The 21,012-nt window shown below is 30.0% G+C and carries 22 protein-coding genes and 1 tRNA gene; 4 read left to right on the forward strand and 19 right to left on the reverse strand.

What is annotated here, in order from left to right; all coding sequences use genetic code 11:
* Positions 1-34: 34 nt before the first annotated feature.
* The 4 genes from B3N22_RS03105 to rph form a co-directional block, all read right to left on the reverse strand.
* Positions 35-110: transfer RNA gene (locus B3N22_RS03105), tRNA-Pro, on the reverse strand.
* 120 nt (positions 111-230) lie between these two features.
* Positions 231-710 carry a metallophosphoesterase gene (locus tag B3N22_RS03110; RefSeq protein ID WP_073022673.1) on the reverse strand — a complete coding sequence of 160 codons (480 nt, stop codon included), beginning with the start codon at positions 708-710 and terminating at the stop codon, positions 231-233.
* Positions 710-1,336: an XTP/dITP diphosphatase gene (locus B3N22_RS03115; RefSeq protein ID WP_286904780.1), complete on the reverse strand. Its 627-nt coding sequence runs from the start codon at positions 1,334-1,336 to the stop codon at positions 710-712. Before B3N22_RS03115 ends, B3N22_RS03110 begins: the two co-directional genes overlap by 1 nt.
* A 4-nt stretch (positions 1,337-1,340) precedes the next feature.
* Positions 1,341-2,090: a ribonuclease PH gene (gene rph, locus B3N22_RS03120; protein ID WP_286904782.1), complete on the reverse strand. Its 750-nt coding sequence runs from the start codon at positions 2,088-2,090 to the stop codon at positions 1,341-1,343.
* A gap of 121 nt (positions 2,091-2,211) precedes the next feature.
* On the opposite strand from rph, the gene B3N22_RS03125 reads away from it, so the two are divergent.
* Positions 2,212-3,606 carry a hypothetical protein gene (locus tag B3N22_RS03125; protein ID WP_286904784.1) on the forward strand — a complete coding sequence of 465 codons (1,395 nt, stop codon included), beginning with the start codon at positions 2,212-2,214 and terminating at the stop codon, positions 3,604-3,606.
* A gap of 46 nt (positions 3,607-3,652) precedes the next feature.
* Here B3N22_RS03125 and B3N22_RS03130 read toward each other — a convergent pair whose 3' ends face one another.
* Positions 3,653-5,161: an ABC transporter substrate-binding protein gene (locus B3N22_RS03130; protein ID WP_286904786.1), complete on the reverse strand. Its 1,509-nt coding sequence runs from the start codon at positions 5,159-5,161 to the stop codon at positions 3,653-3,655.
* A 153-nt stretch (positions 5,162-5,314) separates the two neighbouring features.
* Here B3N22_RS03130 and B3N22_RS03135 point away from each other — a divergent pair, with 153 nt between their 5' ends.
* The gene (locus B3N22_RS03135) at positions 5,315-5,542 is read left to right on the forward strand and encodes a hypothetical protein (protein ID WP_021800414.1); all 228 of its coding nucleotides are present in this window, start codon (positions 5,315-5,317) and stop codon (positions 5,540-5,542) included.
* A gap of 63 nt (positions 5,543-5,605) precedes the next feature.
* Here the strand turns inward: B3N22_RS03135 and B3N22_RS03140 are convergent, their stop codons facing one another.
* The 5 genes from B3N22_RS03140 to B3N22_RS03160 all read right to left on the reverse strand — a co-directional run bounded on the left by B3N22_RS03140 (position 5,606) and on the right by B3N22_RS03160 (position 11,692).
* A complete protein-coding gene (locus tag B3N22_RS03140; protein ID WP_286904788.1) occupies positions 5,606-5,881 on the reverse strand; it encodes a hypothetical protein in 276 nt (91 codons plus the stop codon).
* Positions 5,878-7,866 (reverse strand): NAD-dependent DNA ligase LigA, encoded by a 1,989-nt coding sequence (gene ligA, locus B3N22_RS03145; protein ID WP_286904789.1) that lies wholly within the window; start codon positions 7,864-7,866, stop codon positions 5,878-5,880. Before ligA ends, B3N22_RS03140 begins: the two co-directional genes overlap by 4 nt.
* Positions 7,867-7,894: 28 nt before the next feature.
* Positions 7,895-10,177, reverse strand: a complete 2,283-nt coding sequence (pcrA, locus tag B3N22_RS03150; RefSeq protein WP_286904791.1) for a DNA helicase PcrA — start codon at positions 10,175-10,177, stop codon at positions 7,895-7,897.
* Between the two features lie 178 nt (positions 10,178-10,355).
* A complete protein-coding gene (locus tag B3N22_RS03155) occupies positions 10,356-10,661 on the reverse strand; it encodes a YerC/YecD family TrpR-related protein (protein ID WP_286904793.1) in 306 nt (101 codons plus the stop codon).
* Between the two features lie 311 nt (positions 10,662-10,972).
* Positions 10,973-11,692 (reverse strand): pseudouridine synthase, encoded by a 720-nt coding sequence (locus B3N22_RS03160; protein WP_286904795.1) that lies wholly within the window; start codon positions 11,690-11,692, stop codon positions 10,973-10,975.
* A 342-nt stretch (positions 11,693-12,034) separates the two neighbouring features.
* On the opposite strand from B3N22_RS03160, the gene B3N22_RS03165 reads away from it, so the two are divergent.
* Positions 12,035-12,241: a TOBE domain-containing protein gene (locus B3N22_RS03165; RefSeq protein WP_073022665.1), complete on the forward strand. Its 207-nt coding sequence runs from the start codon at positions 12,035-12,037 to the stop codon at positions 12,239-12,241.
* Positions 12,242-12,317: 76 nt separating this feature from the next.
* Here B3N22_RS03165 and B3N22_RS03170 read toward each other — a convergent pair whose 3' ends face one another.
* The 9 genes from B3N22_RS03170 to B3N22_RS03210 all read right to left on the reverse strand — a co-directional run bounded on the left by B3N22_RS03170 (position 12,318) and on the right by B3N22_RS03210 (position 19,750).
* A complete protein-coding gene (locus B3N22_RS03170) occupies positions 12,318-12,884 on the reverse strand; it encodes a pyridoxamine 5'-phosphate oxidase family protein (RefSeq protein ID WP_286904797.1) in 567 nt (188 codons plus the stop codon).
* A 2-nt stretch (positions 12,885-12,886) separates the two neighbouring features.
* Entirely contained in the window at positions 12,887-13,438 is a 552-nt protein-coding gene (locus B3N22_RS03175; RefSeq protein ID WP_286904799.1) for a type 1 glutamine amidotransferase, read from the reverse strand.
* Positions 13,435-13,599, reverse strand: a complete 165-nt coding sequence (locus B3N22_RS03180; protein WP_286904801.1) for a hypothetical protein — start codon at positions 13,597-13,599, stop codon at positions 13,435-13,437. Before B3N22_RS03180 ends, B3N22_RS03175 begins: the two co-directional genes overlap by 4 nt.
* Before the next feature lie 25 nt (positions 13,600-13,624).
* Positions 13,625-14,056 (reverse strand): hypothetical protein, encoded by a 432-nt coding sequence (locus tag B3N22_RS03185; protein WP_286904802.1) that lies wholly within the window; start codon positions 14,054-14,056, stop codon positions 13,625-13,627.
* 101 nt (positions 14,057-14,157) lie between these two features.
* Positions 14,158-15,546: a Fe-only nitrogenase subunit beta gene (gene anfK / locus B3N22_RS03190; protein ID WP_286904803.1), complete on the reverse strand. Its 1,389-nt coding sequence runs from the start codon at positions 15,544-15,546 to the stop codon at positions 14,158-14,160.
* Between the two features lie 15 nt (positions 15,547-15,561).
* Positions 15,562-15,912, reverse strand: coding sequence for a Fe-only nitrogenase subunit delta (anfG, locus tag B3N22_RS03195; RefSeq protein WP_286904805.1), 351 nt, complete (start codon positions 15,910-15,912; stop codon positions 15,562-15,564).
* Between the two features lie 21 nt (positions 15,913-15,933).
* Positions 15,934-17,496 carry a nitrogenase iron-iron protein, alpha chain gene (gene anfD, locus B3N22_RS03200; protein WP_286904806.1) on the reverse strand — a complete coding sequence of 521 codons (1,563 nt, stop codon included), beginning with the start codon at positions 17,494-17,496 and terminating at the stop codon, positions 15,934-15,936.
* 98 nt (positions 17,497-17,594) lie between these two features.
* Entirely contained in the window at positions 17,595-18,422 is an 828-nt protein-coding gene (gene nifH / locus B3N22_RS03205; protein ID WP_073022658.1) for a nitrogenase iron protein, read from the reverse strand.
* A 722-nt stretch (positions 18,423-19,144) separates the two neighbouring features.
* Complete coding sequence (locus B3N22_RS03210) at positions 19,145-19,750, reverse strand: Fe-only nitrogenase accessory AnfO family protein (RefSeq protein ID WP_286904808.1); 606 nt, start codon at positions 19,748-19,750, stop codon at positions 19,145-19,147.
* A gap of 287 nt (positions 19,751-20,037) precedes the next feature.
* On the opposite strand from B3N22_RS03210, the gene B3N22_RS03215 reads away from it, so the two are divergent.
* On the forward strand, positions 20,038-21,006 hold the full coding sequence (locus B3N22_RS03215) for a substrate-binding domain-containing protein (RefSeq protein ID WP_286904809.1): 969 nt from the start codon (positions 20,038-20,040) through the stop codon (positions 21,004-21,006).
* Positions 21,007-21,012: the final 6 nt, after the last annotated feature.

Here is a 21,012-nt window from a genome sequence, read left to right on the forward strand (position 1 = left end):
CCAATATACGATACCCGCATATTAAATTTAAAAGTGGTCGGGGTGACAGGGATTGAACCTGCGACCTCATGGTCCCAAACCACGCGCGCTCCCATCTGCGCTACACCCCGCAATGTCGCTACCATCTCGCGGCGACAATGATTATTCTACACGATATATTTTAATACGTCAATACCCTTTTTAAATTTTTTTATTACTTTCTAAAACATGCATTAAGTCTAGCTCTTTATTCACACTCTAATCTCATATAAATAAGCACTTACTGGCTTATCTTTATTAACCTCTAAAAAGGCTATTGTCCTTGCATTAAGCCTTGGCAGAGAGGGACTTCCAGGATTAACAAACAGTACCCCATCTTGCTCTACAATTAAAGGTATATGACTATGTCCAAATAGTGCAACATCCACTTTTTTCTCAAGTGCTGAATAATATAATGTGTTAATTCCAGCCTTAACATTATATCTATCACCATGAGTAATTAATATTTTTTTACCCTCTATATCTATCAATAATTCTTTTGGAATTGAATTCTCAAAATCACAATTTCCTTTTACTCCATAAACTGTTCCTGTAAATTTTGTTTTTAATTCATCTAAGTCACTTATATTATCTCCTAAATGAATTAAGATATCAGCTTTAGTTATTACATTAGCTACTTTTTTTATATATTCACTAACTCCATGGGTATCTGAAACTACTGCAACTAACATTATTCCTCCTGTTTATCTAATAGTTCTTCTATTTCATTTTTAAGTTTATTTAAAGCATTAGCTCTGTGACTAATAGAATTTTTTTCTTCTGAAGAAAGTTCTCCAAAAGTTTTGTTTAACGGCTCATAAAAGAATAATGGATCGTACCCAAATCCACCTTCTCCTTCTTCCCTTTCAGTAATAAATCCCTCAACTATACCTTCTATTACTTTTTCAACATTATTGCTATCAATTAGTCCTATTGCACATCTAAAGTTTGCTTTTCTATCACTTTTTGGTATCCCTTGAAGCTTTAAAAGAAGCTTGTTATTATTACCTTTATCGTCACCATGTACACCAGAATAACGTGCAGAAAAAATACCTGGTTCTCCTCCTAAATAAGGAACCTCTAAACCTGAATCATCTGCCATTACAATAAAGTTTTTATAATTATTTTTCTTCAAAATATCTGCTATTCCTCTAGCTTTAATCAATGAATTTTCTGCAAAACTACTTCCGGTTTCCTCTATATCAACATCTATGTTTAGATCAGACAAACTCATTATATCTATTTTAAGTTCTTTTAATATTTCTCTTATTTCTTTAACTTTATTTTTATTATTTGTTGCTAAAATCAACTTCCTCATATCTCTATTCTCTCTCTCCTGTCCCTATCCAAAGAGCATCCATCTTTAAAGCTTCTTTTTGAGCCAAAATCATTTGTTTAGCACCTTTTTCAGCTAAAGATAAAAGATCATTTAATTCATTTCTATTAAAAGGAGCCTCTTCTCCAGTTCCTTGAACTTCCACAAACTCGCCCTCATCAGTCATAACAACATTCATATCAACTTTTGCATTTGAATCCTCTTCATAACATAGGTCAATTACTTTTTGTTCATCAACTATACCTATACTTACAGCTGTAACAAAATTTCTTATAGGATAAACCTGAAAATTTCTTTCCCTATGAAGCTTGTTAACAGCATCAACTAAAGCTATAAATGCTCCAGTAATTGATGTAGTTCTTGTTCCACCATCCGCTTGGATTACATCACAATCTATCCATATGGTCTTTTCTCCTAATGCCTTTAAATCAACAACTGAACGTAACGCTCTTCCTATAAGTCTTTGTATCTCCATTGTTCTTCCATCAATTTTAAGTTTAGCTATATCTCTAGGCTTTCTTACATGGGTAGATCTAGGCAACATATTATACTCTGCTGTAATCCATCCTTCACCTGAACCTTTTAAAAATGGAGGAACTTTATCCTCAATAGAAGCTGTACATATAACCTTAGTTTCTCCAACTTCTATTAATACAGATCCCTCTGCAAACTTAGTATATTTTCTTGTAATTTTAACTGGTCTTATTTGTTCATTTTTTCTTCCATCAATTCTCATGCAATCACCTTCCCGTATTATTTTACTACTTTTAATATATAAATGTATTATTATTATGCAACATTTTGTTAATATTTTCATATTATTTATATAAGGATTAATTTAAGAGGTGGAATTTTATTTGAGATATATAGGACCTTTTTTCAGAATGAATAGTATTTCTGCTGAAGAAATAAAACATCAACTTTTCTTTTTTTCAAAAGAATCATTAAAAAACATTGTACTAAATTCAAAGTGTGGAATAGTTCACTACACAAAATCAAACAAAAAACATTCATCCAATTCTGATAATAACATATTTGATAAGTATTCACCACTTCTATGTATTTATAAAAAAGGTAATCCTAAGATTGTTTCAAAAAGTAATTTATCTTGGGATGAAAATACATTTAAGAAAGAGATAAATGTAATATCAAATGCTCTTATGACCTTAAGTATACTAGAGTTATCTGATTACTACTCATTTTTTAAAGATGTAGATAAACAACTATATGAATTATCAGAAGTTTATAAAAAGTTAGCTAAATATCAACTTGATTTTTATTCTACATCATTAAGAAGTCCAGAAGGATTTTTTGTAGATAAAAAAATATCATCTTCAAGTGACAGTACTTTTATAGATAAAAAAAATAAATTCAAATTTTCAGATCAAGCATTTATGATGTGCGCTTATTATAGCTATTCTAATTTAGCGCCTTCTGATGATGATGCTGCCGTTTATAAAAATTTTGCTTTAGATATACTAAAGATGTTGTCTGATTTTAAAGAAGAAATTTATTCACTTTCAAGTCAAGAATGCAATAAGCTTTGTTTAGCTCTAAATATCTTTTATGACTATTCTAAAGAAGAAAAAAGTAAAGAGCTTTTTCTAGACTTAATGGATTTAATTAAAGAAAAACATACTTTTAATGAGTTATCTAATGAAGATATAGAGCTTACAACCTTAGAAAATATAAACTTCTATTTAACTTATAAAAATACTGGCTATTTAGACTTTAAAGAAGATTTTATGTCTTTTTCTAAAAAACATTTAGAGCTTTTTGATAGTGATAAGTCTATTTTTAATAAAAACTCAGACAAAAAAGAAATAAAATACTCTTCAACAGAATTATTAAATTACATGTTTACTTCATTAATTTATTTTGTTGATGAAGATGCCGATAGTAGCTACGAAAACAATATATCCTCTTTGTACAAAAGAATTTTATTAAATGGGCAACTTACTACCTCTTGGCCTGATGTTCCTGATATAGATTCAGCTGAGCGATATAGGAATGCCTCATTAAGATCTGAAGATATGTTTAATGAACAATTATTTAAAATCTCTAATATATCCGATTCTTCAGACCTATGTCCTGTTTTCAGAAAAGAAATTACTTATTCCAAAAAGAAAGAAACTATAACTCCTTCAAAAGATACATTTTATGCTCAAAGAAATATGATGATCTATTTTTTAGCTATATATTTATTTAAAAAAGACATCATACAAAAAACATTTGATATATCTGAAGTTTAAACATCAAAGGTGAAAGCGCCCCAAAAAAAGGAAGCTTTCACCTTTATTATTCTGTGCTTCTACTTACATCTTCTCCAATAATCATACTGCTTAAAATTATATTTCCATAAAAATCTTTATTTAATTCTTTTATATCATTCTTTTTTACGATTATAGACTCTTTATTATATAGTGGAATACAGTAGTTTTCTTTAACCATGTATTTAACTATATTCTCCTTACTCTCTTTACCCTCAAACTCTTTCATCTTCTTATCTAAACTCTCATCTTTATATATTCTATTTAAAACATCGTTATATATTTTATTATAGTCTCCAACATTATCAGTACTACCTATATAAACTGAAAATTTTCCATTCTTTATTTCTTGTTCTAATTCTTCTGAACTAAGAAGCCTATAATATATTATTAAATTATCTTTTTTACCCTGCTCAGAGATAAACTTTAAAACCTCTTTGTTGTATTCAGTATTTAAAGAAACTATATTTATACTTTTTAGTTCCATCAAAGAGCTTGCAGGTTCTATTCTACTTACAGAACTGTCATTTTCACCCTTATTACTAGAAAAATCATTGATTAAGTTAGATGGAATAATATTTTTAAACTCTTCTGTAGACATTATTCCCTTAACATACTCTCCAAAATCCTTTCTAAGCTTGCTATTATTAAATACATTATCCTCTTTGCTATTATAACTAATAAACGTATTACTATACGAAGGACTTTGAGATATTTCATTTCTACTAATTAAGTTAGGTAAATAACTTAATGGGGGGTCTTTCATTACATTTATCTTATTTGTTTCATAGCTAGCAAGAGCAGACTCATTATCATTATAGGAAATTATATTAATTTTATCTTCTCCATTTTCTTTGTCATAATATTTAGGGTTTTTCTCAAGTACTAATTTCCCTGATTCTTCTATACTACTTATTTTGTATTGCCCTGAATATACAATGTTTTTATAATAGTCTTTATAGGATCTAAGTTTTGTAAAATCTTTTTTTATTTTAAATTTATTTTTTGTTAGAGTATCTATAAACTTATCGTCTTTATAATTTAATCTAACTTTAAAAAGTTCACCATCTGAACTTACAGCTACTAATTTCTCAAAATTCTCTTTTTTATTAAAATAATCAATTACACCATATATAGATTTTATTTCTTCTAAATCATCTATGCTTTTAGCATTATTAATAAATTCTTTAAAAAAAGTTACAAAATCCTTTGATGTTATTTTTTCTCCATTACTCCAATAGATATCTCTTCTTATTTTAAAAGTGTATTCAAGCTTATTTTCACTTACTGTATAACTCTCACTTAATTGAGGCTTAATATTACCTTCACTATCTTTATATATTAATCCATCAAATAAAGCTGACAAAAGCTCATCATTAATTCCAACGCTACTTTCTAATAAACTTGTGGGTAAATTGTATACTCCATAATTAAGTTCATCGCTTGGGGAGTAAACATTTGTCGTATCTATTTTTTTGCAGCTCATTAACACTAAGGACAACATTAAAACAATAACTAATGTTAATTTTCTCTTCATATTTTACTCTCCTTTTTTAAACATTCTTCTTAATTATTGACAAAATAAAGTAATTTAAACTGCGATTTTAAATATTAATTACATTATTCTAGGTTATATAGGAAGATATTTCGTGTTATAATATTAATATGTTTTTTAATGGAGGTATTAATAATGAAAATACTGTTAGAGATCTTAGGCATCTTATCTATGCTTACTATAATGTTTGTTGCAATCTGGGGTTTTATTGTTGCAAAACAAACTTACGCACAAATGAAATATCAAAATTATTTGTTGGAAAAATTGACTCAAAATATTTATATGTTAGTTCAAAATAATGTATCTATTTCATGTAATGGTTCTAAAAAAACTAATGAAATTCATGATGATTCTAATTTATAAAGTTTAAATATACATAAAATAAGGGATATATCTAGATTTTAGATATATCCCTCTTTAAATAAATTACTTTACTAAATTGCTTAAAAAAAAGATTGATGCTACTGATAATATAAAACATATAAAGGTATATAGATATTTTCTTAGTCCAGTATTACTCATCCAAAACTTAAATCCCCAAGCTATCATAGTTACTGTAATAGAGACTTGTAGGGGATAATATCCTGTAAAAATTTCATTAATATATACATATCTATAAGAAGTTAAAAAGGTTGCAATAATAACTAATATAGATACAACTGTTGCTGTAAGACTAATCACATTTACAGCTTTTTTAATCATATCATATCCTCAAACTCTTTCTCAGATAATACTGTCACTCCTAGTTCTTGAGCCTTTGTAAGTTTAGATCCTGCCTCTTCTCCAGCTATCACATAATCCGTTTTCTTACTTACACTTCCAGATACCTTTGCCCCTAATGACTCAAGTTTATCTTTAATAGAAGTTCTTGAGTAATTCTCTAATGTTCCAGTAACTACAACAGTTTTACCCTCAAAAATATTTTCTGATACCTCAATCTGCTCATACCTAGGTTTTACTCCCAGACTCAATAAATCATTTATAGTATTTATTACTTGCTCCTCTTTAAAGAACCCTACTATACATTCAGCAACTATTCCCCCAATATCAGGTACCTCAAGTAACTCTTCCAGATTTGCCTTTATTATATTATCTAAAGTTTTAAATCTCTTCACTAAATCCTTTGAGGTTTTAACACCTACATTAGGTATTCCAAGCGCATATATAAATGCATATAGCTCACAATCCTTACTCTTTTCTACTGCATTTAAAAGGTTAGTAGCCTTCTTTTCTTTAAACTTCTCTAAAGATAATAGATCTTCTTTATTTAATCTATATAAATCTGATATAGACTTAATATCTAACTTTTCAAATAATTGTTCAGCTGTTTTCTCTGAAAAACCTTCTATATTCATAGCTTCTCTAGATGCAAAATGAACTATGGTTTTTACAAGCTGAGGTTTACAAGAAAGAGTGTTTTCACAAAAATAATGTGCACCATTTAAAACTACATTCCCATCACAATAAGGGCATTTAGTAGGTGGAGTTATTTCTTGAGTATTTTCTAAAGAGCTCTCAACTACTCCCATAATCTCTGGAATAACGTCATTACTCCTTCTTACAAATACTTCTGCCCCTATTTTTACACCTTTTTTATTAACATCATCCATATTATTTAATGTTGCTCTTTTAACTGTTACACCAGCTAACTCAACTGGTTCTAATATTGCAGTAGGAGAAACCCTTCCGCTTCTTCCAACATTCCATTCTACATCTAATAACTTCGTAGTTGCCTCTTGTGCTTCAAATTTATATGCTATAGCCCATTTAGGAAATTTTATAGTATATCCTAAAAGCTCTCTAGTTCTCATGTCATTAATTGCAATTACTGCACCATCTATATCATAATTTAACTCAAATCTTATGGATTTAATATACTCTATTTCTTTATTTATTTCCTCTAAAGTTGTGCAACGTTTCATATAAGAATCTATAGAAAATCCCTTATCTTTTATAAAAGTTAACATCTCTTCATAGGTAGTGAACTGAGTTCCTTCATTATATCCAATATCATAAAAGAAGGCAGATAGATTTCTCTTAGCAGTTTCTTTGACATTTAAATTTCTTAAAGCTCCCGCAGCACCATTTCTTAAATTCTTAAGAGGTACAGCAGCACTGCTATTGTAGTTATCGAAAGCTTCCTTGGTCATTATAGCTTCCCCATGAATCTCAAACACATTATGGTTATCTATTTTAAGTGGAATAGTTTTTATAGTTTTTGCTTGTGCAGTTACATCCTCGCCTATAGATCCTGTACCACGAGTTGCAGCTACCTGAAGAATTCCATCATTATTATAAGTTAAATTAAGAGTTAAACCATCAAACTTTTTAGTAATTATATAACTTATCTCTGGAAGCTTATCAGTATTATTTTTATTGTATTCATTAATAAACTTTACATTTCTATTATGCCAATCTTGTAATTCTGTAGAAATTTGAGCCTTATCTAAACTCCACAGTCTTCCTTTATGAACATATTTATTAAACTCAGGAAGAACTACATCTCCTACTCTTTGGGTAGGGGAATAAGGAAGGATTACCCCCTCCTGCTTCTCAAGCTTAACTAATTCATAATACTTCTCATCGTAATCTTTATCAGCAATAGAAGGATTGCCTAATACATAATACTCGTAGGCATATTTATTTAGCTCCGTTGCTAATTGCTCCATTCTTTCCTTGTTACTCATATTAACGTCCTCCTGGTATCTACCTAACTTATAATAATTCTAGAGAGGCTATGCTAAGTAATAGTGTCTTTATTCCTTGTGAATCAAATGCAATAGTAATTTTAACATCATCATCTACTTCAATAGCTTTAACTATTGTCCCTATACCAAACTTAGGATGTTTAATTTTTCTTCCTAGTGTTGCTTCTCCCTTAGTTAGTCTGTTTTCTGAAGCCCCATTTAAAACATCATTTAACTTCTTAGCTGCCTCTACAGGATTAGTGTATACAGTATTCTTTGAGGCACTACTTCCATAGGAGCTTCTTAAAGAATGTGGATTACCTCCACTCATATTATAATTAACATAGGCAGAATTTCCTCCCCCCAAGGTTCCTGCTGGCTTCTTAACATTAACATACTCTCTTAATTCTGTAGGAATCTCTGCTATAAAATCTGATTGTGGATAAGCAACAGTTCTACCAAAAACTCGTCTAACCTCTGCTGATGTCATATATAGGGATTCTCTTGCTCTAGTAATTCCAACATAACAAAGTCTTCTAGACTCCTCCATCTCGCTTTCAGAATTAAAAGATGATGCCCCTGGGAATAACCCATTCTCCATACCAACCATAAATACTACTGGAAACTCTAGTCCTTTAGCCGAATGTAAGGTCATTAAGGTCACAGAATCTGCCTCTTGATCAAAATTATCTACATCTTGAACTAAAGCCACCTTTTCAAGGAAGGCTGCTAAGGAATTATCCTCTTCATTTTTCTCAAAATCCACCGCTGCTGAAACTAATTCCTCTAGGTTTTCAACCCTACTTAAATCCTCTGGATTATTTGATTCCTTAAGCTCTTTTAAATATCCAGTATTCTTTAAAATATCCTCAATTAAATTAGATATAGGCATACTTTCACTATATTCAATAAGCTCTTCCATTAATGCAGTAAACTTATTTATAACCGTTATATTTCTAGGAGTTAAGCTTGAGATATTTTCTGCTTCTATTAAGGAATCAAATAAACTCATTTCATTATCAGCTGCAAATTGTAATACCTTATCTACAGTTGCATCCCCTATACTTCTTTTAGGCACATTAACTATTCTTCTAAGATTTACAGAATCCGTTGGATTATTAATAACCTTTAAATAAGCCAAAATGTCCTTAATTTCTTTTCTATCATAGAACTTAAGTCCACCAATTAATCTATAAGGAATACCTCTTTTTATAAAAGTATCTTCAAATATACGTGATTGTGCATTAGTTCTATAAAGCACTGCAAAATCTCTATATTTTCTATCATCTTTTCTACCATTTTCAATAGTTGTAGCAGCAAAATTACTTTCATCCATATCTGAAAAAGCTCTATATATTTTTATTTTTTCTCCTTTTTCAGCTTCTGTTCTTAAAATCTTGCTTTTTCTTTCACTATTATTTTTTATAACAAAATTAGCCGCTTCTAATATATTCCCCATACTTCTGTAGTTTTGCTCAAGCTTAACAGTTTTGCACTCTGGATAATCTTTTTCAAAATCTAATATGTTTCTTATATCCGCACCACGCCATGCATAGATGCATTGATCATCATCCCCAACAACACAGATATTCTTAAACTTCTTTGCAAGAAGTTTGATAAACTCATATTGGGCTTTATTAGTATCTTGATATTCGTCTACCATTATATATCTGAATTTTCTTTGGTAAAATTCTAAAACTTCTGGTTCTTTTCTAAATAATTCAACTGTCTTAAAAATTAAATCATCAAAGTCTAAGGCATTGTTTTGTTTTAATTTTTTTTGATATAATTCATAAACTTGAGCTATTTTTTCTTCTCTATAATTACCTTGACTCTCTAAGGTTACAGAGGATTGATTTTTTAGGTCATCCTTAGCTTTACCTATTTTAGATAAGACTTCACGATCTTCTATATCTTTATCATTTATGTTAAGTTCTTTCATACATTGCTTAACTAAAGACTTTTGGTCATAGGAATCATAAATAGTAAAATCCTTTTTATATCCTAACTTTTCTATTTCTCTCCTTAAAATCCTTACACAAGATGAATGGAAGGTAGATATCCACATATTTTCTGCTTCATCCCCAATTAAAGCTTTAACTCTTTCCTTCATTTCTCCAGCTGCTTTATTGGTAAATGTTATAGCTAAAATATTATATGGTGCTATCCCTTTATCTTCTATCATATAGGCAATTCTATGAGTTAAAACTCTAGTTTTTCCTGAACCTGCTCCTGCTAATATAAGAACCTGCCCCTCTATAGTGGTAGCTGCTTCATATTGCTCTTTATTTAATAACTTTTTCAGATCCATTTTAACCTCCTTGAATACTAAATAGGAAAGTATGCACTTACCAATTCAATAAAAACATACTTTCCTATGTAATTAGAAAGAGGAATATATCCATATTCCTCTTTCTATTATAAACCATATTTCATTATATCATAATTGAAACTATAAATTTAACATATTAATAAAAATTTCCCATGATTTAATCTTCATTCCAATCTATTCTGCTAATAACTCTATTATATCCATCACTTCCATAATTGATACACTTATTAACTCTGCTAATGGTTGCTGTACTGGCCCCTGTAAGTTTTGCAACCTCAGTGTAAGTTTTGCCTTCTTTAAGCATTCTTGCAACTTGAAGCCTTTGATCAATAGCTTTAATCTCATTTATTGTACATATATCTTCAAAAAATCTATAACAATCTTCTTTATCTTTTAAACTTAAAATGGCTTCCATTAAATAATCCATTTCCTTGCTCTTTAAATTTGACTTATAAGTATCCATAAAATACACTCCTTTAGTCGCACACTGGTCTTTATCTCTTATTATATTTTAATAAAGTAAAGTAGTAAAGTAAAAGATAAAAACAAAAACGCAACCCTTGGGGCTAGGTTGCGTTTTAGCAATAAGCAATAAATAAAAAGGGGGCTATTTATTCCTTTTATTTATCCTTGCAAAAATATTATATGTTAACTTGTACTTAATTGCAAGGAATTTCTGAAAAAAATATTGTATCTCCTTGTCTACATGAATGATTTCACCTCATTTCCTGTAAACGTTCGATAGGTATAGTATCATTATCTAAAATAGTACTTTTAATCTTCTCTTCTTAATACTTTTAATTCCTCTTCAGTTAACTCTCTATATTCACCTTCTTCTAAAGATTCATCTAAAGGTAACCCTCCAAAGGATATTCTTCTTAAATAAACCACCTTTTTCCCTACACTTTCAAACATTCTTTTAACTTGATGGAACTTCCCTTCTTGCAAAGTTACATGTACCCTTGCCCCCTCAGTCTCTGATTCAATAATCTCTAATTTTGCAGGCATACATTTATAGCCATCATCTAAAACTATCCCTTTTTCAAAAGCCTTTATATCCTCTTCATTAACACCTTTATCAATTTCTGCATAATAAACTTTATCAACATGGTGCTTAGGCGATATTAATTTATGATTAAGCTCACCATCATTGGTTAAAAGCAATAAGCCTACAGTATCCTTATCTAATCTACCTACAGGAAAAGGTTCAAATATTGCATCTTCTGCATACAATAAGTCCACAACTGTTTCATCATACTTATCGTGAGTAGCTGAAATCACGCCATCAGGCTTATTCATCATTAAATATATGTATTTTTTATATACAATCTCTTCACCATTCACTTTTATTACACTTACTTCAGGATCTACTTGCATTCCATTATCTTTTGCAAGTTTTCCGTCAATTTCTACTAGTCCTTTTTTTACAATTGACTTTATTTCTTTCCTACTTCCATAACCTAAATTAGAAAGTATTTTATCTAATCTTTCCATTAAGAAACCTCCTAGTTAAACTTATATAAAATTATATACTAATTTTCAAATTTAACCTAATTGTCCTTTGTTAAAACTTAATTGTCAACTAAATAATTATAAAAATCAAAATTACGTTATTTAATAAGCAATATTTATCTTAAATAGATAGTAATTTAATAATTTATTTTATACAACCAGATATTTTTTCATCAATATGATAAAAGTAATTTTTAAAACTTATTTCGACATACTTTTATCCTTCAACATGATAAAATCCTTAAAACACGACATCCAAATACTCTGCATAGTAATATTATACATATAATGTCGTGTAAAATTTCAAAGTAGGAGGACTTAACCATGAAACTTAGTGCTAGAAATCAATTAGTAGGTAAGGTTATTGAAATCAAAGAAGGTGCAGTTAATGCAAGTGTTACTGTAGATATTGGAGGTGGAAACATAATTAAATCTACTATTTCTTTAGAAGCAGTAAAAGATCTTGAATTAAAAATAGGGTCTGATGTAACAGCAATAATAAAAGCTACTTCTGTTTTATTAGGCGTATAGCTTATCATTTCATGGTACAAGAGTCCTATAGTCTGTCTCTTGTACCTTTATATAATGTAACAATTCATTTCTAATCTTAACTATTCTCTAAATTTGTATGCCTATTCATAGACTTATGCATATCAAACATATTCTCCATATCTATTGGATTTTCTTTAGCTGTAAGTTCTTCTGGTATTATACAATAAACAGCTACTGCATTATTATCTAAAGAGGAACGATATTTATCAACAAAGTGCTTTGATAGAGGAGTTTTAAAAAATTTAGGAACAAATTTATCTAAAAATTTTGTAAGTGCTTGAGTTTTTTCTTCTAAATCATCCACTAAAGTTGCTTTACCAAATACAACCACACTCAGATATGAAGTATCACATTTAGCTGGCATAGGATCTGTCACAGTTCCTAATTCTTCAAAAATAGTAAAACATACTGATGAATTTTCAGAAAGAAATCTATTCTTTTTCCCGCTGCCCATGCCATGAATATATATTTTTTCATTCCAATAAACATAATTTACTGGTAGCGCATATGGAACCCCCTCTTTAGTGCACATACTTAAGGTTCCCACTCTTTGCTCAGTTACAAAATTATTTATTTTGTCTTTATCCTTGCAAATTCTTCTGGTATAACTTATTTTCTCCATAATCATTCCTCCAAATTTATATAATAAGATTCTAAATTATTTAAAAACTCATCCATAAAAAAATTAGCTATTTCTATATACTTCATGTTTTCCTCAATTTGCTCAATAGTCTGTATATATGGCCCATCAATAATTTCTTCGGAACAGTTTTTTATAAGCTCCAATATACTTTCCTCACTACTTTCCATGTGAAATTGAAATCCTATAACCCTATCCTTATATATAAAACCTTGATTTTCACAAGCTTCACTACTAGCTATACTTTTACACTCTTCTCCTAATGTTCTAAAAGTATCATTATGCCATTGAAAAACATAACTTATCTCTGGAAAATTTTTAAATATAGGTAAACCTAACGCTTCGTCATTAAATTCTATAGGCAGCCATCCTATCTCTCCGTAAGGATTTTTTGTTACCTTCCCATTTAAAACATCAGTTATTAATTGAGCACCTAAACATATACCTATAACAAATTTACCGCTATCAATAGCCTTCTTAATAAACTTTTTTTCATCCTTTAGCCAAGGATATTTCTCTTCTTCATATATATTCATTGGGCCCCCATAATAATAAGCCAATCAAAGTCATCAGTATTAGGAAGTTCCTCATAATTATATAAATGGGTACCTGTAAGTTTATGCCCCTTCTCTCTTGCCCAATCTACTATTGTTGCAGGTGTTTCAAAAAATATATGCTGCAAGTAATGTATTTTCACTTTAACTCCTCCTAAAAATAAATATTCATTGCATAAAAGCATCTCTCATTCTTTTTATTCTTTCAAAATCAAATAATTCGCTTACATCTAAGCACATAGATAAAATGCTATCTGCATCAGAGTCCTTAGGATTTTCATAGTGATAATTTTCTAAAGAACAGATATTAAATATTGAATCTAAGGATCTTATTTTTTGACTTAGTATTCCTGGAAAATCTACTAAAACTTCTGCTGTATCCATAAGAGATCCATAATTATGATTTGCTGGATTAAAGCCATATAAATTGCATAAAGCTATTAAATATCTCTCTAGAGCTACCGAGGAAATATTAAACACCACGCTAGATGCTTGACCTTCTTCTAAGAATTGCTTCGCTCTTCTGTGATATCCCTTAGCAGCTTTATAATTTTCTTCAAAAGCTTCAAGATCTTTTTCTTTAAATAAATCTTTGCTCATATGCACTACACCTCCTTTTTTAGTAGTTCTGCCAGAGCCTGATTAAAATCATACTCTGGCAGAATAAAATTATTACTTACTATATTAATCGCTTTAAGACTTTACCACATTGCAAGTATCCATTCTTTATTTTTCTTAACTTCCATATCATTAAATATGATATTTGCCATTTCTTCAGCAAGCCACATAGCGCCTTCATATCCCATTACTGGATGACGAAAGTAACCTGCTCTATCAAAAACAGGGAAACCAACTCTAAGCATAGGAATATTATTATCTATAGAAACAAATCTTCCTTTAGAATGTCCCATAATAAGATCCACTTCTAATCCTTTATTTTTTATTCTATCTTCTAATTCCCATAAATCAGCATTTAGAACAATTTCCATATCAAAATTAACATTTTCTTGAAGACTCTTTATGCGAGGATCTTTAACATAGGTGGTATTATCATCACCTAAGAGAAGAAGCACTGGTTTCATTTCTAAATCTAAGCAAAATTCTGCAAGCCCTATTACTAAGTCTGGATGTCCATATATAGCTACCTTTTTCCCTGCAAAAAACATATGGGTTAAATCCGTAATAGTATCTAAAGCAATACCACGTTCATATGCTAAAGTTTTTGGAATTGGTTTTCCAGTCATTTTACTTAGATTTTTTAAGAATATGTCCGTATTACGTATTCCTATAGGTGAAGGTCCTATTATAGCAGAAATCTCAAATTCATTTTCTAAATACTCTGCTGCCTTACCTCCTTCATACCTATTAAGTGCTATTGTTTCAATGGCATTTGCAGTATCTTGAAGATCCTCTATTGTTGTTTCTCCATGAGAAACTGTATTTTCCTCTGGTATTAAAGGAGAATCAAAACTTTCTATTTCAAATAAAACATTTGCATCTATGTTCATTTCTGATAAAAGATGTTTTAATGTTTTTACATCACCTGGATTTACCCATCCAGTGATTAGATTTATCTTCTCACTCTTTTCACCTTTTTTAGCAAAATGCTTAACAAAAGCTTCTACAGCAACATCGTATCCACTAACTTGGCTCCCTTTAAAACTAGGAGTATGAACTGGAATTAGATGAACTTCTCTCCCTGCATACTTTTCTTTAAGAAGACCATTATTAAGCTTTCTTATAACACCATCTATATCATCACCTATTACTTCTGTTGAACAAGTGGATATTATAGGGATTACTTTTACATCTGGATATCTCATTAAAAGTACATCCACACCTTCTTCTACACGATTAAGTGCTCCAAATACAGCTCCATCTTCATGTAATGATGAAGATGCAATTTCAAAACTTTCCTTAAAATGTTGCGAAAAAATTAGACGAACAAACATTACACAACCTTGTCCACCATGAACTAAGCCGATACAGTCTTTTACACCTATGCTAACATATTGTGCTCCTGCTGGCTGGCAAGTAAATATAGGATTTATAACACCAACACGCTCTTTGGTTATTACTTCACATGACATAATTCCACATCCTTTCTAGTAACGTGGGTCTTTAAGCTCTGCATTTAGAGACCCTGTAATTGTTAAAAAATCGATACGTTCTTTAAGTTCCTTCATTAGAGTTTTTATATCCTCTTTTTCCATGTCATTTATCCATGTAAAATTTTCTTTATAAGCATCAGCTAAACAAACTGCGTCTACCCAATAACATTTATCTGCTGGAGTTTCTTTTTCCACAGGTTCTCCACATAATAATTGCATTGTTTTTGTTAATATTCCTTCATTTTGTCTTTCTCCATCCCAAACACGTGAATGGAATTGCCAAAGACAATTTTTCATAATATAATCTGTAAGCTGATTTAGTTGAGTTTTACCTTGATCTATCATAAATATCAACACCTCCAATTATTATGAATTAGCAGCTTTTTTAGTTCTTTCAAATTCAGGATATTCCTTAGTTCTAAACTGTGAAACACTGTCATAATTCCCTGTATATTCTCTTAATGTAGTTGAGTTCTTAACTTCTTCACTTAAATCTTTATCTGATATCAAGTTTTGAGTTAAGAAATTAGTATCAGCTATTTCATCTTTAGTTATATCAACTAAAGCTAATTGATGAACTGGTGAATATATAGCGTTATATATATCACGAGCAAATCTTACCCAGCCTTCAAATCCTTTATAAGGTCCATTATGGTATGCATGAGCATTTAAATATGGAACCCCAACCTTTTTTGCAAATTCTCCTGGTCTTTTACCTGTAAATATCACATCCGGTTTTAATGTTCTCATAGCTTCTAAGGATTCTAATTCATTAGGATCATCTATTGCCAAGGCCCCTGATTCACATCTAGCTATTCCTTTTTCCATATCTCCTTGATGTCCAAATTTAGTATATACAGATACAACTTCAACACCCATTTCCTCATGAATAGCATGAGCCCAGTGCCATAACTTAGATCCACCTGGCCATAAACAAACCTTTTTGCCTTTTAGACGTTCCTTATACCAATCAAGTTCTGGCTTCCATCTAGCAACCTCTTCGTCTATTATGGCTTGGGCTCTATCTTCTATACCAAAAAATAATCCAATCTTTCTTAAAGAATCCGCTAATGCTTTAAATCCAAATCCGTCTATATCAAGTCTTGGTATACCATACCTTTGTCTTAATTCATTACATATATATTCTGCTGAACGGGCACACTCAAGCACATTTAAATGAGCTAAATGCATTCCTCTTAAATTATCATAAGATCCATTCCCAGTGAAGGTTGAAAGAATTTGAATACCCATTCTTTTAAAATAATCTTGCATAACCTCTTGGTCACCTTGAATATTGTATTCTCCTACGTAATTAATAACGTAGTCACTTGTTATCTCTGGCTCATATGTTCCAACCTTATTATTCACCCATCCTATATTTATTTTGTGATGTCCACCAGATTGGCTAGGACCAGCAAATCCTGGAGAATTACAAACAAATATGTCCACATCAGGCATCTCTTCCATTACATCTTTTGCAACAGCTTCTATGTCATCTCCTATAAGGGCAGTTCCACAAGTCTGATAAATTGTCATTCTCTTTATATTAGGGAAGGCTTTAAAGGCTTCCTTAATATTATCTCTTAATACCTTTTCCGCCCCAAAAACTATATGTTTTTCTTTTACATCTGTTGCAAAGGTGTTTTTTATTTGAAAATTGTCATTATCACTTATATATCTTTTTGTCTGCCATGTATCATAAGTACAACCTATTGGTCCATGGCTCATATGAATAACATCTTTCATAGGGGTTCCTATAACGTGTTTTGCGCCACAATAAGCACATCCACGTTCAGATATTGTACCTGGTATTGTATTAAGATACCCCAATGGAAGAGCATCACTTAAATCTTCCCCTTCGCCTTTTATAACAGCGTGTTTTTCTCTTTCTGGAATACATTCACTACATTTAAACAAATGATGCGGCATAAATTTCTCCTCCTCTATCTAACATTTTTTTAATTTCAAGACTTATATTTTTAGTTTATAAGTCCTGAAATTTTATGATAATATTATCAAACAAATAATTAATCTGTTATTCCGTATTTAACAACCATAGCCTCTAATTCATCCATTTGGAGTGGTGTAGGTATAACAAAATTTTGGTTTTCAATGATCTTACGTGCTAGTTCTCCATACTCTTTAGCTTGATTACAAGTATCGTCAAATTCTACAACTGTTTTTTTATTGAACTCTGCTTTTTGAACGATATTATCTCTAGGCATAAAATGTATCATTTGAGTTCCTATAGCAGCAGTAAATTCTTCTAAAAATTCTCTTTCCCTATCAACCATACGACTGTTACATATTATTCCACCTAATCTTACTCCACTTTGTTTTGCATATTTCACTAATCCCTTACAAATATTATTAGCTGCATATATAGCCATCATTTCACCAGATGCAACTATATAAACTTCTTGAGCCTTACCGTCACGTATTGGCATTGCAAAACCTCCACATACAACGTCACCAAGAACATCAAAGAAAACAAAATCTAGATCTTCAGTATATGCACCGTTTTTCTCCATAAGATCTATTGCAGTTATAACTCCACGACCAGCACATCCAACTCCTGGTTCTGGTCCACCTGATTCAACACAACGAATTCCATGGAACCCTTCCTTAACTACTCTATCAACAGTTATCTTTTCTTCTCCTTCATCACGAAGCATATCCATTAAGGTCTTTTGATTCATACCACCTAAAATAAGTCTAGTTGAATCAGCTTTTGGGTCACACCCATGTATAAATATTTTTTTATCATAAAAATGAGCCATAGCTCCAGCTGTATTCTGTTGAGTTGTTGATTTACCAATTCCACCTTTTCCATATATAGCGATTTTTCTTGTCATATTATTCTCTCCTCTCAAATAAACAAACTTTTCAAAATCCATATTTCATTTAAATTCATTAAACTTATTATTGCTTATTTAAAATTCTTGAAATACCCTAATTAAATAGTTATAATAAAATTAGGCGAATTTAATAAGCTTGATGTCACAAGTAAATAAGATTAGCCATACTTCATAGATATTCGTGGTATCTATGAAGTTTTATTTTTGTCTAAAAAAACCATCACAATGTCCTATTATTGATCATCCCCCTCCTAAATAAAAATTAACAATTCATAAAGCATAAAGTTTATCAATTTTAAGCCACCCAAGAAGTCATATTATTTAGAAATTAAACTTTAAAACATTCGTGGTGTTATAAAGTTTGAAAATCTACAAAATTAATTAAATTTATATACCTATAGTAGAATTAATATAGGTATAACACAATAATTGGTACATTCTAAAAACTTTTTTAACACATTTATAAATACAAGTCTTTTTGAGTTCCTTTTCTATACGGATTTATCATTGCACGTATATTAATATTTCATTATTAATACCCAAGTTTTTAAAATGCCCATATGTATTTGTTCTAATTTATATATAAAATCACTATTTTACTTTTTTATAATAAAATTGACATAAATTCATACATATTCAATAAGTTGATTTATTTTCTTTAATAAAAAAGAAACTATCATAAATTATTTTGACAGTTTCTTATGCTATATCTAAATATCCTAATTATGATATACTGTAACATCAATTCCTTTATTGCTTTCTTCTTGATTAAAAGATAAATTTAAATTATCAAATTCTGACTTAAACCAACGTGGAATATGATCACAGAATATTTTCAAATTTTTAAAGGAGCTATTTCTTAAAAAAGGAAGCAATATCTTTTTAGATGTAGTTTTCTCATCATTTTCTATGGCTTTTTTCAAATCAATAAAGTAACATCCATCTCCCATATCAATAGGTCCTATATTAGGCACTACCTCCGGAGTACTAGTTGCTATTTCCTTCTCTTTTTCATAAATATAATCTAAAAATTCTTCAGGGGCTCCATTCATTCTCCACATATTAAAATTGTATCCATCTAAATAAGTAAATAATATTCCCTTAATTTCTAGTGCTGCAAAATTCCTGCACTCACCAAGATTTTCGAGTATTTCAGCCATCATTTTATGCAAAGCCACTGTACTAGATTGATTATTTATCCTATACGAAAGCTCTTTTTCAACTTCCCAGGAACCACTACTATCTTTAGAATAAACTTTAATAATGCCATCTTCAAGGGAAGATATACTTTTTTCATATTCATTTACTAATACTGCTATTTTCATCCTTATCCCTCCATATAATTTAATAGTTAACCTTATAAAAATTTTAATCCCTCTATTGTATTCCTACAATAATAGTAAGCTATTGTCCTGCTTTTTTATATATTGATAATTACGTAAACATTTTACTCGTTTTCTATATCAATTTAATCATTTATATTGGTGACTATTCCCATATTTATAACATGATAAATTTCTAAATTAGTTTATTTTACTTTTTATAAATCTAACTTATAATATACTTTAAGTAACTGATTTTACTATTTTATTTTGAAAGGTGGATAAACTTTATGACTGAAAATAGATCACTCTCTACAAAAGAAGCCGCTGATATTCTTGGTGTTTCAAAAAATACAGTTTATGAATTTATAAAAAGAGGTGAATTACCTTCTTATCGTGTCGGCAGAAAAGTTCGTATTGATTTAAATGATATTGAGTATTATAAAAATAAAAGCAGATCTAATAAAGTTCATACCACCGAATTTCAATCTATTTCTAATGTTTCTTACGAAAAACCTTCACCTAAAAATCTTCATAATACTTCAAAATTAAAGGATGGTTTTATAATCTGCGGGCAAGATATGATATTAGATATTTTGACAAGATATTTAGATATGCATCCTAATGGCACTCAAGCTTTTAGATATTACACAGGGAGCTATAACGGCTTAGTAGAACTCTATAAGGGAAATGTTACAGTAGCCTCAGCTCATTTGTGGGATGGAGAAACTAAAAAATATAACATACCTTATGTCAGAAGATTACTTCCAGGCATTCCTTGCATAATAATACACTTAGTTTGCCGCATGGAAGGTTTTTATGTAGCAAAAGGCAATCCCAAAAATATAACTTCTTGGAGTGATTTGACTAAATCTAATATTAAAATGGTAAATAGAGAGCGTGGTTGCGGAGTTAGGGTTCTTATAGATGAACACTTAAGAAATCTAAATATATCTTCTAAATTTATTCAAGGATATGAAGAAGAAGAATTATCTCATCTAGCAGTTGCAAGTGCTGTAGCTAGAGGTGCTGCAGATGTAGGTATAGGAAATGAAAAAACTGCTCTTCAAGTAGATGGTATTGAATTTATACCAATACAAAAAGAAAATTATGATTTAATAATTAAAAAGGAAGATCTCGATAATCCTGTATTTCAAACTCTCATAGCCATAATCAACTCAAAGGAATTTAAACTAGAAATTCAAGGAATTGGTGGCTATGATATTTCTGAAACTGGTAAAATAATTGCTGAAATTTAAAATACT

Origin of the sequence: Clostridium sp. UBA1652 (assembly GCF_002320975.1) — a bacterium.
Taxonomy (GTDB): Bacteria; Bacillota; Clostridia; order Clostridiales; family Clostridiaceae; genus Clostridium_T; species Clostridium_T intestinale.